Source organism: Microcella sp. (genome assembly GCF_051860105.1).
Classification (GTDB): domain Bacteria; phylum Actinomycetota; class Actinomycetes; order Actinomycetales; family Microbacteriaceae; genus Microcella.
Genome location: NZ_JBHYEO010000017.1, coordinates 1 through 14,099 on the forward strand (window position 1 = coordinate 1; position 14,099 = coordinate 14,099).

Sequence of the window (14,099 nt, forward strand, 5' to 3'; positions counted from 1 at the left end):
AGCTTCCGGCGCCCCGCCCGGAGCTCGTACAGGAGAGGCACCTACGCTCGTGAGGCTCGTCGTCGGAATCGCGCACCGCGTGGGAGGACTGCTCGTCGTCTTCCTCGGCGTGACGTTCATCATCTTCTTCCTCGTCTTCGCTCTGCCGGGCGACCCGATCGCCGCTCTCGGGGGCGATCGGCCGCTCTCTCCCTCCGTCGTCGAGGCGCTCCGGGCGAAGTACCGCCTGGACGACCCGCTCTGGCAGCAGTACCTGCACTGGCTCGGGGGCCTGTTCGTGGGCGACTTCGGCATCGACTTCAAGGGTCGTCCGGTCGCCGATCAACTCGCATCGCGTTGGCCGGTCACCCTGACCCTCGCCCTCACCGCGTGGGTGCTCGAGATCGTGATCGGTCTCGGACTGGGACTCATCGCGGCGCTGCGTCAGGGCACGACGATCGACCGCGGCATCCTGGTCGTCACGATCCTGGCGAGCTCGATCCCGATCTTCGTGCTGGCCTCGTCGAGCCAGCTCCTCTTCGGCGTGCAGCTGGAATGGCTGCCGATCGCGGGAACCTCGGCGGGCTGGCCCGTGGCGTACATCCTGCCCGCCGCCGTCATCGCGGTCTTCGGACTGGCTGCGACCTCGCGACTGATGCGCGCCTCCGCGATCGAGCAGCTGAACTCCGACTCGATCCGCCTCGTCCGGGCGAAGGGCGTCGGCGAGGGGCGGGTCGTCGGGGTGCACGTGCTCCGCAACTCCCTCATCCCGGCGGCGACCTTCCTCGCCACCGATCTGGGATTCCTGCTGGGAGGTGCCGTGATCGTCGAAGGCGTGTTCAACCTTCCGGGTGTGGGCAACCTTCTCTTCTCGGCGATCCGAGCCCATGAGGGGCCGACCATCGTCGGCATCTCCAGCCTGCTCATCGTCATCTTTCTGGTGACGGCCGCGCTCATCGACCTCCTGCAGGTCGCTCTAGATCCGAGGTTGCGTCGTGAGTGAATCGCTAGCCGCCGTCTCCGCCGACTCGCTCGCTCGAGGTTCCACGCGGGCCCCCTGGCGTCGCATGATCAGGCGGCCCGGGTTCCTGGTTCCTGCCATCGTGCTGGCACTCCTCGTGCTGATCGCGATCGTCCCGGCGCCGTTCGCGGGTCTGTTCGGCAACGGCGACCCGCGCGTGTGCGACTTCGGTCGCAGCCTGGCCGGGCCCGAGGCCGGGCATCCCTTCGGATTCGACATGCAGGGCTGCGACGTCTACGCGAACGTCATCTACGGGACGCAGTCGTCGCTGGCCGTCGGCGCCTTGACCACGGCTCTGGCCCTGACGATCGCGCTCGTGCTGGGCACGCTCGCCGGACTCGGGCGCCGCTGGGTCGACTGGGCGGTCTCGCGACTCACCGACGTCTTCCTCGGATTCCCCTTTCTGCTCGGCGCCATCGTCATGCTGACCGTGATCGGCGAGCGCAACGTGCTCACGGTGTCACTCGTCCTCGCGGTCTTCGGCTGGCCCACGATGGCGCGCCTCATGCGGGGCTCTGTTCGCGGCGTCGCCAACCAGGACTACGTGCTCGCCGCAGCGACGATGGGGCTGCCGAGACGGCGCATCATCCTGCGCTACGTCCTTCCCAACTCGATCGCGCCGGTGCTCGTCGTGGCGACGATCGCGATCGGAGGCGTCATCGTGGCAGAGAGCTCGCTCACCTACCTGGGCGTGGGCCTGCAGCCCCCGGCCATCTCCTGGGGTCTGCAACTGGCGAACGCGACGACGAAGTTCGAACTCGCGCCCCACCTGCTCGTCTTCCCGGGCCTCTTCCTCACGGCGACGGTCCTCAGCATCGTCGCGCTCGGCGACACGTTGCGCGCCACCCTCGACCCTCGGAGGCAACAATGACGACAACCGTCACAGATATGGCGTCCCCGCCGACCGAGACGGCGCCTCCCGCCGCACTCGACGCCATGCGGGCGGTGATCCCGCACGTCGTATCGTGGCTTGAGTACCGCACCTGGTATTCGCGCGTGCCCGGAGCGCAGTTCGCTGTCTGGTTCGACGGTGAGGTGCAGGCGTCGGGGGCCTTCGGGCTCGCCGACCTCGCTTCGGGCGAGACGATGACGCCGCACCACCTGTTCCGCGTGGCATCCCATTCCAAGACCTTCACCGCGACCGCCATCCTGCAGCTCGCCGAGCGGGGCCTGCTGCGGCTGGACGACCGAACGGGTGATCACATCACCGAACTCGCTGACACGGTCGTCGGCTGCATCAGCCTTCGTGAGCTGCTGGAGCACAGCGGCGGGATCCTCCGCGACGGCGTCGACGGCGACCATTGGCAGAACGCTCAGCCCTTCCCCGACGAGCAGAAGCTCCTCGAGATCGTCCGCACCGAAGACGTGAAGGCCCAGCCGAACGAGCGTTTCGGGTACAGCAACCTCGGCTACGCGCTGCTGGGCGTCGTCGTCGGCCGGGTCTCCGGCACCTCCTTCCGTCAGTACCTCGCCGAGAACATCACCATGCCTCTCGGGCTTCGCGATACCTCGGCCGACGTGATCGACGGACGCGCCGCGGACTACGCGGCGGGATACTCGGGACTCCACACCTCGCGGGAGCGCATGCGGATCCCGCACGCGGACACGGAGGCGATGTCTGCGGCGACCGGCGTCACCAGCACCGCATCCGACCTGGTGCGGTATCTCGCGGCGCATCGCATCGGAAGCGGGGAACTGCTCTCGGATGCTTCGAAGCGTGCGCAGCAGAGAGGGTTGTGGCGCCCCAGCGACTCCTCGGATGACGAGTACGGACTGGGATTCGTCATCGAGCGCATCGCCGGCCGACGCGTGATCGGCCACAGCGGCGGCTACCCCGGGCACATCACGAAATCGCTCCTGGACCCCGTCGACGGCATTGCCGTCTCGGTCCTGACCAACGCGATCGACGGCCCCGCCAGTGAGCTCGCTGCCGGCATCCTCACGATTCTCGACGCGGCCGTGCGCCGCACGGATCGGCTGCCCCTCACACCGGCGGCTGCTCCGGCCGACTCGGCGCGCTTCGAGGGGCGGTTCGCCAACCTCTGGGGCGTGCTCGACATCGTTCGGCTGGGCGATCGCCTCTGCGCGTACTCCCCGACCGGGGCCGCACCGCTTGCGCGGTCGACCGAGCTGGTCGTCGTCGATGACGTCACCCTGCGGGCGACGGAGGGCGACGGGTACGGAGCGATCGGCGAGACGCTACAGTTCGATTTCGATGAGCACGGTCGAGTGATCACCATGCGCGCCGTGGGAGGCATGTCGTGGTGGCCGTTCGAGGTCGATACCGACGCTTTCCGCGTACCGTGGATCCGACAGGGAGTTTGAGACATGGGCCAGAAGCAAGGTGGACTCACGATGGTCGACGACAAGAGCAGTTCTGACAAGGCGTCTGCCGTCGACGAGAGGGAGCTCAGCCGCCGAGCCTTCGCTGACGAGTTCGCGACGATGTGGTCGCAGACCGGCGGGGCTCTCATCGATGGGCGAGTGCTCGGCTACCTGATGATCATGGGGCGGCCCTACATCAGTTCCAGCGATCTCGCCGAGGTGCTCGCGGCGAGCGCCGGATCGGTATCGATGTCGACACGGCGGCTGGTCGAGACGGGATTCATCAAGCGGCACGTGGTCGCCGGCGACCGCAATCACTACTTCACTGCGGATGTCGACATGTGGGGGAGCTGGCTGGCGAGCGAGCGGCGGTACCTCGACCGGCATCGCCAGACCGTCGAAGCGGGGATGGCGATCGTCAAGGACAGCGACGATCCGTTCGATCAAGACGCGTACCGGCGCATGGAGAACGGTCGCGACTACATGGCGTGGCTGAGTGAGTACCACCACAACATGCTGGAGGCATGGCAGGCCCACAAGGCGAAACGCGACGCGCGAGATGCCTGAGGCGGTGGCGTCCGCAATCGTCGCGGAATCCGGGCGGCACCCGGTTCTGCGCATCCGTGACCTGCGGGTCGGGTTCGATGTCGACGGATCTCACGAGGTTGCGGTCGACGGCATCGACATCGACGTGGCGGCCGACGAGGTCGTCGCGCTCGTGGGCGAGTCGGGCTCGGGCAAGAGCGTCACGGCGATGAGCGTGCTCGGGCTGCTGCCGCGCAACGCGCAGGTCTCCGGTTCGGTTCAGCTCGAGGGCCGCGAGCTTGTGGGTCTCTCACCCCGGGAGCTCAGGCACGTCAGGGGGCAGGGTGTCGCGATGATCTTCCAGGATCCCGTGGCAGCTCTCGACCCCGTCTTCACGGTCGGCTACCAGCTGGTCGAGGCGATCCGTGCGCATCGCCTTATTCCCCGCCGCCAGGCGCGCGCTCGCGCTCTCGAGCTGCTGCGTGCGGTGGAGTTGCCGGACCCTGAGCGACGCCTCGGCTTCTACCCGCACCAGCTGTCGGGAGGTCAGGCTCAGCGGGTCGTGATCGCGATCGCCCTCGCCGCCGAGCCGCGGCTGCTCATTGCGGATGAGCCGACGACGGCCCTCGACGTCACCGTGCAGGCCGAGGTTCTCGAAGTTCTGCGCGGTGTGCGCGAGCGCCTGGGCACAGGGATCCTGCTCATCACGCACGACATGGGAGTCGTCGCCGATCTCGCCGATCGTGTCGCCGTGATGCGCAAGGGCACGATCGTTCAGACCGGCACCGCTGAAGACATCTTCCACCGCCCCGACCCCGGCTACACGACTCAGCTCCTCGATGCCGTGCTGCGTATCGGCGACCGGCCCGCCGTAGAGTCCGCGGTCGAGGTGAGGGGCCCCGTGCTGGAGATCGATCATCTCGTCGTCGAGTTCGGCAGTCGATTGCGCGGCCACGTGCGCGCGGTCAACGATGTCACCGTCTCGATCGCGAGAGGCGAGGTGCTGGGGCTCGTCGGCGAGTCTGGGAGCGGCAAGACCACGATTGCGCGCAGCGTGATCGGTATCGCGCCCATCACCTCCGGCGCGGTGCGCGTGTCGGGCGTCGACATCGCGACCGCTCGCCGCGCTGACCTCATGGCCGCCCGTCGACGCATCGGCGTCGTGTTCCAGAATCCAGCCAGCTCGGTGAATCCCCGCGCGACCATCGCGCAGATCGTGGCCGAGCCGCTCACCGTGATCGGCGGGCTGCGCGGCTCCGAGCTGCACGACCGCGTCGATGAGCTGCTGACGTCGGTCGACCTCGGCGGCGGCGAGTGGCGTCGCCGCTACCCGCATGAGCTGTCCGGTGGCCAGCGCCAGCGTGTCGCCATCGCGCGGGCGGTGGCGCTCGACCCGGATCTTCTGATCGCCGACGAGCCGACGAGCGCTCTCGATGTCTCGGTGCAGGCGCGGGTGCTCGACGTTTTCCGTGAGTTGCAGGAGCGACTCGGTTTCGCATGTCTGTTCATCAGCCACGACCTCGCGGTGGTCGACGTCGTGTGCGATCGCGTCGGCGTTCTGTTCCACGGCGAACTCGTGGAGCTCGGCGATCGTAGTCAGATACTCCGTGACCCGCAACAGCCCTACACGCGCCGGCTTCTGGCGGCGGCGCCCGTGCCCGATCCAGTTCTGCAACGGCGTCGGCGCGAGGAGCGGATCGGCGTCTGATCCCGCTCGGGCTCAGCGTGTCAGTAGCTCCATGCCCGTGGTGCCGCGGCTCGCGAGCGCGGCCTGCGCCACCCCGGCGTCGGCGAGCGGGAATCGGGCTCCGATGCGCACGTCGAGGGCGTCGGCCGCGAGCATGGCGAGAAGCTCGCGGTAGCGCCCCGACCGCTCTGCGGGGGTGCGCAGGAAGTACCCGGGACTGCTGAAGCGGCATGTGAATCCTGACTTGCGGCGGCGAAAGTCGCTGCTTGAAGGATGCCGCTCGTGCTCCTTCCGCAAGAGTGGCCGCTGCAAAGGCTTAGTGTGTCGGAGGATGTTTTGCGCGGGGACAGGGGATGAATCCGGTGCGAGGGTTGCGAGGCCCATGATCGGCGGGGCGTAGCCGAGTTTCGCAAGGAGCCCACCATGTGCCGGTCATCCGGTATGAAAGGCCCGGTCGATTGCGACCGGGCCTTTCGGCATTCTCGTGCCCGGGTTCCGGCCGGCTCGGTGCGATGTTCGCAATGCGAAATCGTGCGCGGCCGAGCGTTTGCGACCCTGCCTCGGGGTGGCCAGCATAGAGACACCGAGTTCGGAGACCCACTCCGGTGTGCGAACGCCCCCCTTCAGGTTCGTCACAGCACGCCGCTCGGTAAGGCCGGTGTCCTGAGGCATTCGGGTTGCCTCTGGACACCGGCCAATTCCCGCCCGATGCGGGAGCGTCGTCAGCTGGTCAAGGCCGGAATGATCGCTCCGGAAAACACCTGCCAGGCAAGCGCCGTCTTCGCGACCAGGCTCAGCGTGATGTAGCTGCGCTCGCCCTGCAGGTAGCTCTTCCACTTGCCGACCTGCTTGTACTGCAGCCACTGGTTGATGGCGAAGGTGTTGAAGAACACGAAGAGCGAGATGACGATGCCGACGACGAACTCGGGCGGCGCGGCCTCGCTCTCGCTTCCGGGGCGCAAGAAGTAGATGAGGATCAGGATCCAGGGCACGATGCCGACCATCGAGCCGAAGATGAACGGCAGCAGGCCGCCCGATCCCGGCTGCTCGTACTTCTCCTGCAGGGCACCGAACAAGATCATCGCGGCGTTGACCGCGAAGATCGAGAACAGGGCGGCGATGTCGGTGACGCCGTTGATCGCGAGAATGAGCCAGATCATGATCGACGAGCTCAGCGAGTACTCCGTCCAGCGGAAGTAGTTGCGGTTCTGCAGCAGGCCGTTCTTGTAGCGGCCGAAGAACCACGGGCTCGAGATCAGGAAGTGGAAGAACGCGCTGAGGGCGAGGAAGGCGACGACGCCGATGCCGATGTTGACCTCGAAGAGCGTGACGCGCTCGGGCGGGATCGGCACGCCGGGAGGGCCGGAGAGGTAGTCGGCGGTGACAGCGAACAGCACCTGGGTGCTGAGCATCGAGAGCACGACCGCGAAGCCGATGGCCTGCACCAGGTGCAGGCTGCCCGCGACGATGTTGTAGACGCGCAGGCGATCGATCTGCTGCTCGGGGGTGTAGATCTTCTTGGCCATGTAGGGCTCCTTCGGGGGATGCGCTCCGTCGCGCATGGCGTTGACGCTAGCACCGCGGGGCTACGGTGATGGGGTGCAGAGCCCCCCTCGTCTCGTTCGCCGACCCGCGATCATCTCCGCCGCCCTCGCCCCCGTCTTCTTCATCGGCGGCACGCTCGTCGCCGAAGCGCTGTGGCCCGACTTCGATCCGGTGCAGCAGACCATCAGTGAGCTGGCGGCGGGGGATGCCCCGACGCGGGTCTTCATGACGATCATGTTCGCCCTCACCGGTCTCTGCCACCTCGTCACGAGCGTGTACGCCGTGGGCATCGGGCGGCCCGGTCGCATCGCACTGGGGCTCGCGGGGCTCGCGACGATCGGCGTCGCGGCCTTCCCGCTGCCGACGGTCGCGACGAGCTCGACCGCGCACACGCTCTCGGCCCTGGCGGGGTTCGTGCTGCTCGCGATCTGGCCCGTGCTGGGAATGCGGCGCTCGCGGCCGTACCCCTGGCTCATCCGCCCCGTGGGATCCGTCGTCGGCACGCTGCTCATGGGGGCTCTGTGCTTCTGGTTCTTGCTGGTGTGGACGTCGGCCGATGCGGTCGCGCTCGGCGTGAGCGAGCGCGCCGCGGCCAACGTCGAGTCGCTCTGGCCTCTGCTCGTCGTCGCCGCGCTCGCCGTGGCGCAGCGCCGCACCGCCCGCTGACGGCGGGTCGGTCGCGCGCTCTGACCGGCGCTCAGTCGCGCGGGGGCTGGGCGCCGAGCCACTGCACGGCCGCGGCACCCGCGGCGACGCCCCGCTCGACGGCTGTGCGCAGTTCGGCGCTCGCGCCGCTCTCCGCGAGCTCCGCCGCGACCGCGCCCGCGAAGGCGTCTCCGGCCCCCGTCGTGTCGACCACGGTGACGCGCGGCGCCGGCAGATGGCCGCTCGCGCCCGGCGCGGCGAAGACCGCGCCGTCGCCGCCGAGCGTGATGATGACGCTGCGGCAGCGGTCGAGCAGCACCGCGGCCGCAGCGGCGGCCTCGTCGGGCGTGCCGATCGTGAGGCCGGTCAGGTCGTGAGCCTCGGCCTCGTTGACGATGAGCGGGTCGCAGAGCGCGAGCAGGGCATCCGGAACCTCGCGACTGGGGGAGAGGTTCAGCACCGTGCGCCCGCCGAGCTCGTCGATCGTCTCGGCGGCGGTGCGCACGGCGGCGAGGGGGATCTCGAGCTGGGCCAGCAGCACCGTTCCGCGCCCGGCGACCGCGCGGATGCCCGCCTCGACCTCGTGCGCGTTGACGCGGGCGTTCGCCCCGGCCGCGACGACGATCGTGTTCTCGCCGTCGCGCGACACGGTGATGAGCGCGATGCCCGTGGGGGCGTCGTCGACGACCGCGACGCTCGAGACGTCGACCCCGCCAGCGCCGAGAGCGTCGAGCATCTGGCGGCCATTGCCGTCATCGCCCACGGCTCCGAGGAAGACCGGCATCGCTCCCGCCCGCGCGGCAGCGAGCGCCTGATTCGCGCCTTTGCCGCCGGTGGCGACGACGAGATCATCGCCGAGCAGGGTCTCGCCCGGCAGAGGGTGCCGCTCGACGAGCACGGTGTAGTCGGTGTTGGCCGAGCCGAGAACGATGAGCGAAGCAGTCATGGGTCCATCGTGGCAGAGTGCTCGGCGCTCAGCGCCCGCCGACAGCCGAGCGTGCCGCCCGGTGCTCGCGCCACGCCCGCCAGGCGCCCGTCGACCACAGCGCCCAGATCACGAGAACCGGCTGGAACAGCAGCCGGATGCCCCGCGCGAGGTCGGTGTCGAGGCCGAAGCCGTCGCGGCCCTCCGTGAACTGCGCGATGTTGCCGGGGAAGATGGCGAGGAAGAACAGTGCCGCCGCCCATCCGGTCCACACCCGCCAGCGCCCGCGCGTCAGGAGGAGCGCGAGCCCCAGTGCGATCTCAGCGACACCCGAACCGAGCACGACGAGGTCGGGCTCGATCGGCAGCCACGGTGGTACCTGGGCCAGGAACTCCTCGCGCCCGAAGGTGAGGTGGCCTGTGCCCGCGAACAGCAGAGCCGCGCCGAGCAGCCAGCGCGCGATCCGCTGCGGCCAGGTCGAGCCGGGAGCGATGCCGGGGGAAGGCGCGTCGGTCGTCATGAGTCGAGTGTGGCGGGCCGAGCACCGGCCTAGGCTGGGAATCGTGAGCACCGCATCCGTCGACGCTGTCGTGGCCGTCGCCCAGTTCGGGCCGGTCGCCGACCGCGCCGCGAACCTCGCGGCCATGCGCAGCCTGGCGATGCACGCCGTCGAGCAGGGTGCGGGGCTCGTCGTCTTCCCCGAGTACTCGTCGTACTTCTCGCCCGTCATGGGCCCCGACTGGCTCGCCGCCGCCGAACCGCTCGACGGGCCCTTCGTCGAGGGCCTCGGCGATCTCGCGAGCGAGACGGGCGCGATCATCGTCGCCGGGCTCATCGAGACGGGCACGCGCGACGACCGCTTCCGCAGCACTGTCGTCGCCGTCGCGCCCGGCGGAGCGCTGCTCGCCGTCTCGCGCAAGCTGCACCTCTACGACGCCTTCGGGGCGACCGAGTCGGCGTGGGCCGAGCCGGGGGCTCTCGAGCCGCCGCAGTTGTTCACTGTGCCGGTGGCCGACGGCGTCGGGCTGCGCGTGGGCATCCAGACCTGCTACGACCTGCGGTTCCCCGAAGTGACGCGCCGCCTCGTCGACGCCGGCGCCGAGCTCGTGCTCGTGCCGAGCGCGTGGGTCGCCGGCCCGGGCAAAGTGCACGCCTGGACGACCCTCATCACCGCGCGCGCCATCGAGAACACCGTCTACGTCGCGGCCGCCGACCACACGCCCCCCATCGGCGTCGGGCACAGCATGATCGTCGACGCCCGCGGCGAGGTGCTCGCCTCGATCGAGACGGCGACGGATGCGGTGGTCGCCCCGGTCTCGCGCGATCACCTCGATGAGGTGCGCCGCATCAATCCCGCCCTGCAGTTGCGCCGGTTCGGGGTCGTGCCCCTCTGACGCGACCACTCACTCGAGGACGAACGTGACCGTTTGCAGAGACCCCCATCGACCGGTGTCGCGGTCGATGTACCGAACGCCGATCGTGTGCACTCCGGCGGTGAGGGGTCGCGTCACCCGCACGATCGGAGAGGCCTGCAGTGTGTGGATATTGCCCGTTGCTACGTTGTCGATCAGAACTTGCACCTGACGGCCCTCATCGCCGCTCAGCGACACCGCCACGGCGGTGCCCCCGGGTAGCGCCACGACCACGGAACCGTCGAGAGGGTCGTTAATGGCCGGGCGCTGGAAGCTGAACGGGCCGATTGGGGTGGGCTTCGACCGGTTGCCAGCGGCATCGGTTTGCGCCACGGCGACGACGCTTCCATCTCGGTAGGGGTCGGGCATGAGGACGCTCCATGCGCCGTCGAGGCCGGCACGTGCGGTGCTGATGACGATGCTGTTCTCGTCGCTCAGCTCGATGATCGAGCTCGGTTCGGCCGACCCGGTGATGATCGGCAGAAGCCTCAGTTCCGTGGTCTCGAGCGAATCGACCTGGGGCGGCGCCGCGCGCGTGTCGACGCGGAGGCGGACGCGCTGGGCCGACGGGGGGTCGGCGCTTGTCGACTCGCGTGCCTCGAGCGTAATGTCACCGTCGGGCAGCGAGCTCGTCGTGAGCATCCAGGTGCCTTCTGGCGATACGACGGTGCGGCCGACGATGATCGAGGCAGACGCGCTGTCGCCGTCAACGGTACGCACATCGATCATCTGTCCGGCGGTGCCCGAGCCGGTCAGCAACACGGTCGAACTGGCCACCAGGTCGTCATCGCGGGGCTGCGCGATCACGAGCTGGCTCGGTGGCGTTGGCGGTGCAGTCGGCATCGCGGGAGGGCGGGGGCGTGCGACAACCGGCGGCGTCACCGCGGGCGCGTCGGGTTGAGGGACCGCGTCGCCAGGGCGATCGTTTGCGCTGGGCTGTTTGCTCGCGCTGGCGGAATTGTCGGAGTCGTCGACGTTGGGTTCCTCGGGTGGGTCGGGTAATGGCGCGACAATCGGCGTCGAGGGCGGTTCTGCCGCGCCGACAGGTACGTTCTGGCCGCCACCCGCGAGCGATGCAAGCGCGATCACTGTCACCGTGACTGCGGCGAGGGCCATGCCGACCATGGAGGTGACCATCGTGCCGCTCGCGGCCGTTGCGGTCGTTGTGCTGGATGTGGTGGAGGCACCCGCCTCGCGGGGAGCTGCAGCGTGCGCGGCCGTTCCGCCTCCCGCCAGCAGCTCAGAGAGAAGCGCAGAACCGGCCACACCGCCCAGTGCCAGCGGAAGGACGAAACTAGCGAGCCGACCGCTCAGCTCATCGACCTCCTCGACGAGGATCGAGCATCGAGCGCAGCCGTTGACGTGAGTGTCGAACCGTTGCTGCTGTCGAGCGCTGAGTGCTCCTCGAACGCGGTCACCCATGCGGGTCGCGGCCCATCGACACCCCTCAGGAACTCGGGCGTCGTTCACATGTGCCTGAAGCCATGCCGCCTTCAGCCCCTCGCGGGCGCGATAGGCGAGCGCTGCGGCTCCGTTCGCACTGAGCCCCAAGTGCGGGGCGGCCTCGGCAGGCTGCATACCTTCGACTTCGGTGTACCACAGCACTGTTTGCCACCGTTCGGGCAGTGAGCGGAAAGCGCGAATGGTGATTGTGCGTTGCAGTGTCAGCGGCTCAGGGCCAGGGCTCTCGTCAGCGAGTTCGATCGCGTCATCGAGGGGCTGCATCGCGGCCCCCGGACGCCATCGCAGCGCGATGTTGCGAATCGTGCGGTAGAGATAGGGTCGAAAAGCTTCGTGCGGACCCCCTCCGCGCTGAACAGCACGCAGAATCTGCAGGTAGGCCTCGGCCACCAGATCGTCGGGATCAGCGATGGAACTGAACTGGCGAGCAGCGGCTCGACCCGCGCGGGCATGGCGCTCCCACAGAACGCCGAACGCGCGAGCGTCGCCCGCCCGCGCACGCTCCGCGAGTTGTTCGTCGCCGAGACTGCGCAGTTCTCGCGGCACGGTGGCTCCTCCTGGGGTCGTGCTCGCTCGGGTCGGCGCACACTGGTCCATCTCTTGACAGTCGTGAGGGAGCTCCATCATGACGCCAAAACTTCCTCAATTTTCTCCGTCATGATCGCAGATGTCGCTGACTGCTCTTGAGTGGATGACCGCTCCGGCACGGTGGCGACCCGAACTCTCCCGTGTCGGGCGGTCTCTGTTTCTGTCAAGCAGTGGAGCCGGTTATGTCGTCACACCCCTCACCGTTCAGCCGCATGCGCGCCGTCGTCGCCCACGCGCTCATCGCCGGACTGGTGTCTGCAACCGTGCTCGTGATGCCCCAGGCCGCCCATGCCACGGCGCTGGAGGGCGTGATCACCGACGTTCGCACGACGAAAGAGCACTACACCTGGAATGAGCGTCTGACCCTCACCTTCTCGTGGGCGTTGCCTGACGGCGTCGCCGAGGGTGACACGTTTCGCCTCGACTTGCCCGACGAGCTCGCTGCAGCGAGCCGCGCGTCTTTCACGCTCGATGCGAGTGACGGCACCGCCATCGCGACGGCCCGATGGGAGGGCGCGTCGGTCATCTTCACCCTGACGGACTTCGTCGAGCACCATGACGATATCAGCGGCGAGGGCCACATCACCGCCCGATGGGATCACTCCGTCGTCGTCGAGACGACCGACCCGATCGTGCTCGAGTTCGGTGGCGTCGCGATCCCTGTAAGGATCGGGCCGAAGCCGGTGCCCGCGCCACCCTGCACCGAGAACTGTCCGCCTCCGGCGCCTCCCGCCTCGAGCCGCGCCCTGACGAAGGCCGGCAGCTGGGCCGACGGTGCCTTCAAGGGCACCCGTGACCAGACGGGCAACTTATCCTGGGCGATCGCCCTGCCGGGCAGGCCCGAAGGTTTCGACACGCCTGTCGTCGTCACCGACGAGGTAGGCCCCGGCAGCATCATCGAGTGTTCGACGATCACCATCACCACGCACCAGGGCCTCGCCGCGACCGCTCCTCGCGCACCCCTCGACATTCCCCGGTTCACCCTCGCCTGCACGGACCGCGGCTTCACCATTGATCTCGATTCCATCGCGCAGAACGAATTCATTCGCATTACCTACCGCGGTTCAATCGACGAGCAAGGTATGGGCGTGTACACCAATCGCGTTGTCGTCGCGATCGCGGGCCAGGTGACGGAACGCGTCACCACCCTCCGCCGCACGAGCGCGGGCGGCACAGGCTCGGGCCTTCGTAGCGTGAGCGTCGGCGATCGTGTGTGGCTCGATGCCAGTGGAGACGGTCGCCAGACGGACGGCGAAACAGGGATGGCCGGAGTTGTGCTCGAGCTGACAGGTCCCGGAGGTTCCCCGGTGACCACCGTGGACGGGATTCCCGTCGAGGCGACGGTCACGGACGACGCTGGCCGATACCTGTTCACACGATTGCCTACGCTCGCCGCGGGAGAGTCGTACACCGTGCGCATCAACGCCGAGCGCTCGGCGAGCGCCCTCGCCGGACTGAGCCGCACGACGCCCGGGATGGGTGGACGCGATAGGGATTCCTCGACGGCCGTGGCCCAGTCTCTCGAGCTGCTCGTTAACCGTGCCGTCGATCTGAGCCTCGACTTCGGCTTCGTGCTGCCCGAGCTGCCCACGCTCCCCGAGGTCGAGCCGCCGAGCGGCGGAGAGACGCCCGAAGTCGAGACCCCGCCTCCTGCGCGACTGGCCAGCACCGGTCCCAGCACGGTGGGAGCACTTCTTCTGCTCAGCAGCACCTTGATGGCCCTTGGGGCGGCGAGCCTCGGCCTCCTGGCGTATCGACTGCGCTCACCGCGCATCGCTCGTCGAGGGCGACGCTAGCTGCTCATCGAACGCAGCCGCCTCACGCCCTCGGCGATCACGGCGTCGGGCTTGCAGAACGCGAAGCGCAACGCGCTCGGGCTCACCGGCCCGCCCGCGTGACCGAATGCGCTCAGGGGAATCGCGACGACCCCGGCGTCGGCAGCGAGGGCGCGGGCGCTCGCCGCGGCGTCCGTCAGGCCCAGGGCCG

Annotated in this window: 13 protein-coding genes and 1 pseudogene; 8 read left to right on the top strand and 6 right to left on the bottom strand. The window is 68.7% G+C overall.

All coding sequences use genetic code 11. The features are described from left to right. Positions 1–49 precede the first annotated feature (49 nt). From ACTIE9_RS09880 to ACTIE9_RS09900, 5 genes are read left to right on the top strand one after another with little or no spacing between them, the layout of a single operon-like run. Positions 50–982, top strand: coding sequence for an ABC transporter permease (locus ACTIE9_RS09880; RefSeq protein WP_439565409.1), 933 nt, complete (start codon positions 50–52; stop codon positions 980–982). Continuing rightward, the gene (locus ACTIE9_RS09885; protein WP_439565410.1) at positions 975–1,871 is read left to right on the top strand and encodes an ABC transporter permease; all 897 of its coding nucleotides are present in this window, start codon (positions 975–977) and stop codon (positions 1,869–1,871) included. The genes ACTIE9_RS09880 and ACTIE9_RS09885 overlap by 8 nt, the downstream gene beginning before the upstream one ends. 17 nt (positions 1,872–1,888) lie before the next feature. After that, positions 1,889–3,325: a serine hydrolase domain-containing protein gene (locus ACTIE9_RS09890; RefSeq protein WP_439565411.1), complete on the top strand. Its 1,437-nt coding sequence runs from the start codon at positions 1,889–1,891 to the stop codon at positions 3,323–3,325. Between the two features lie 30 nt (positions 3,326–3,355). After that, positions 3,356–3,892, top strand: a complete 537-nt coding sequence (locus tag ACTIE9_RS09895; protein WP_439565412.1) for a GbsR/MarR family transcriptional regulator — start codon at positions 3,356–3,358, stop codon at positions 3,890–3,892. 4 nt (positions 3,893–3,896) lie between these two features. Then, positions 3,897–5,558 carry a dipeptide ABC transporter ATP-binding protein gene (locus tag ACTIE9_RS09900; protein WP_439565413.1) on the top strand — a complete coding sequence of 554 codons (1,662 nt, stop codon included), beginning with the start codon at positions 3,897–3,899 and terminating at the stop codon, positions 5,556–5,558. A 12-nt stretch (positions 5,559–5,570) separates the two neighbouring features. On the opposite strand, the gene ACTIE9_RS09905 is transcribed toward ACTIE9_RS09900, so the two are convergent. Beyond that, entirely contained in the window at positions 5,571–5,849 is a 279-nt protein-coding gene (locus tag ACTIE9_RS09905; protein ID WP_439565414.1) for a hypothetical protein, read from the bottom strand. Positions 5,850–6,259: 410 nt separating this feature from the next. Continuing rightward, positions 6,260–7,099, bottom strand: coding sequence for a heliorhodopsin HeR (heR, locus tag ACTIE9_RS09910; RefSeq protein WP_255158904.1), 840 nt, complete (start codon positions 7,097–7,099; stop codon positions 6,260–6,262). Between the two features lie 37 nt (positions 7,100–7,136). On the opposite strand from heR, the gene ACTIE9_RS09915 reads away from it, so the two are divergent. Continuing rightward, on the top strand, positions 7,137–7,748 hold the full coding sequence (locus ACTIE9_RS09915; protein ID WP_439565415.1) for a DUF998 domain-containing protein: 612 nt from the start codon (positions 7,137–7,139) through the stop codon (positions 7,746–7,748). Between the two features lie 31 nt (positions 7,749–7,779). On the opposite strand, the gene ACTIE9_RS09920 is transcribed toward ACTIE9_RS09915, so the two are convergent. Further along, entirely contained in the window at positions 7,780–8,673 is an 894-nt protein-coding gene (locus tag ACTIE9_RS09920; protein ID WP_439565416.1) for a ribokinase, read from the bottom strand. 28 nt (positions 8,674–8,701) lie between these two features. Next, positions 8,702–9,172, bottom strand: coding sequence for a DoxX family protein (locus ACTIE9_RS09925; RefSeq protein WP_439565417.1), 471 nt, complete (start codon positions 9,170–9,172; stop codon positions 8,702–8,704). Positions 9,173–9,215: 43 nt separating this feature from the next. Here ACTIE9_RS09925 and ACTIE9_RS09930 point away from each other — a divergent pair, with 43 nt between their 5' ends. Continuing rightward, on the top strand, positions 9,216–10,046 hold the full coding sequence (locus ACTIE9_RS09930) for a carbon-nitrogen hydrolase family protein (RefSeq protein WP_439565418.1): 831 nt from the start codon (positions 9,216–9,218) through the stop codon (positions 10,044–10,046). 9 nt (positions 10,047–10,055) lie between these two features. Here ACTIE9_RS09930 and ACTIE9_RS09935 read toward each other — a convergent pair whose 3' ends face one another. Then, complete coding sequence (locus ACTIE9_RS09935) at positions 10,056–12,071, bottom strand: Ig-like domain-containing protein (RefSeq protein ID WP_439565419.1); 2,016 nt, start codon at positions 12,069–12,071, stop codon at positions 10,056–10,058. 254 nt (positions 12,072–12,325) lie between these two features. On the opposite strand from ACTIE9_RS09935, the gene ACTIE9_RS09940 reads away from it, so the two are divergent. Next, positions 12,326–13,909, top strand: coding sequence for an Ig-like domain-containing protein (locus ACTIE9_RS09940; protein ID WP_439565420.1), 1,584 nt, complete (start codon positions 12,326–12,328; stop codon positions 13,907–13,909). Here ACTIE9_RS09940 and ACTIE9_RS09945 read toward each other — a convergent pair. Continuing rightward, positions 13,906–14,099: pseudogene (locus ACTIE9_RS09945) on the bottom strand (aminotransferase); the annotation flags it as partial. The gene ACTIE9_RS09940 and the pseudogene ACTIE9_RS09945 sit on opposite strands and share 4 nt — an antisense overlap.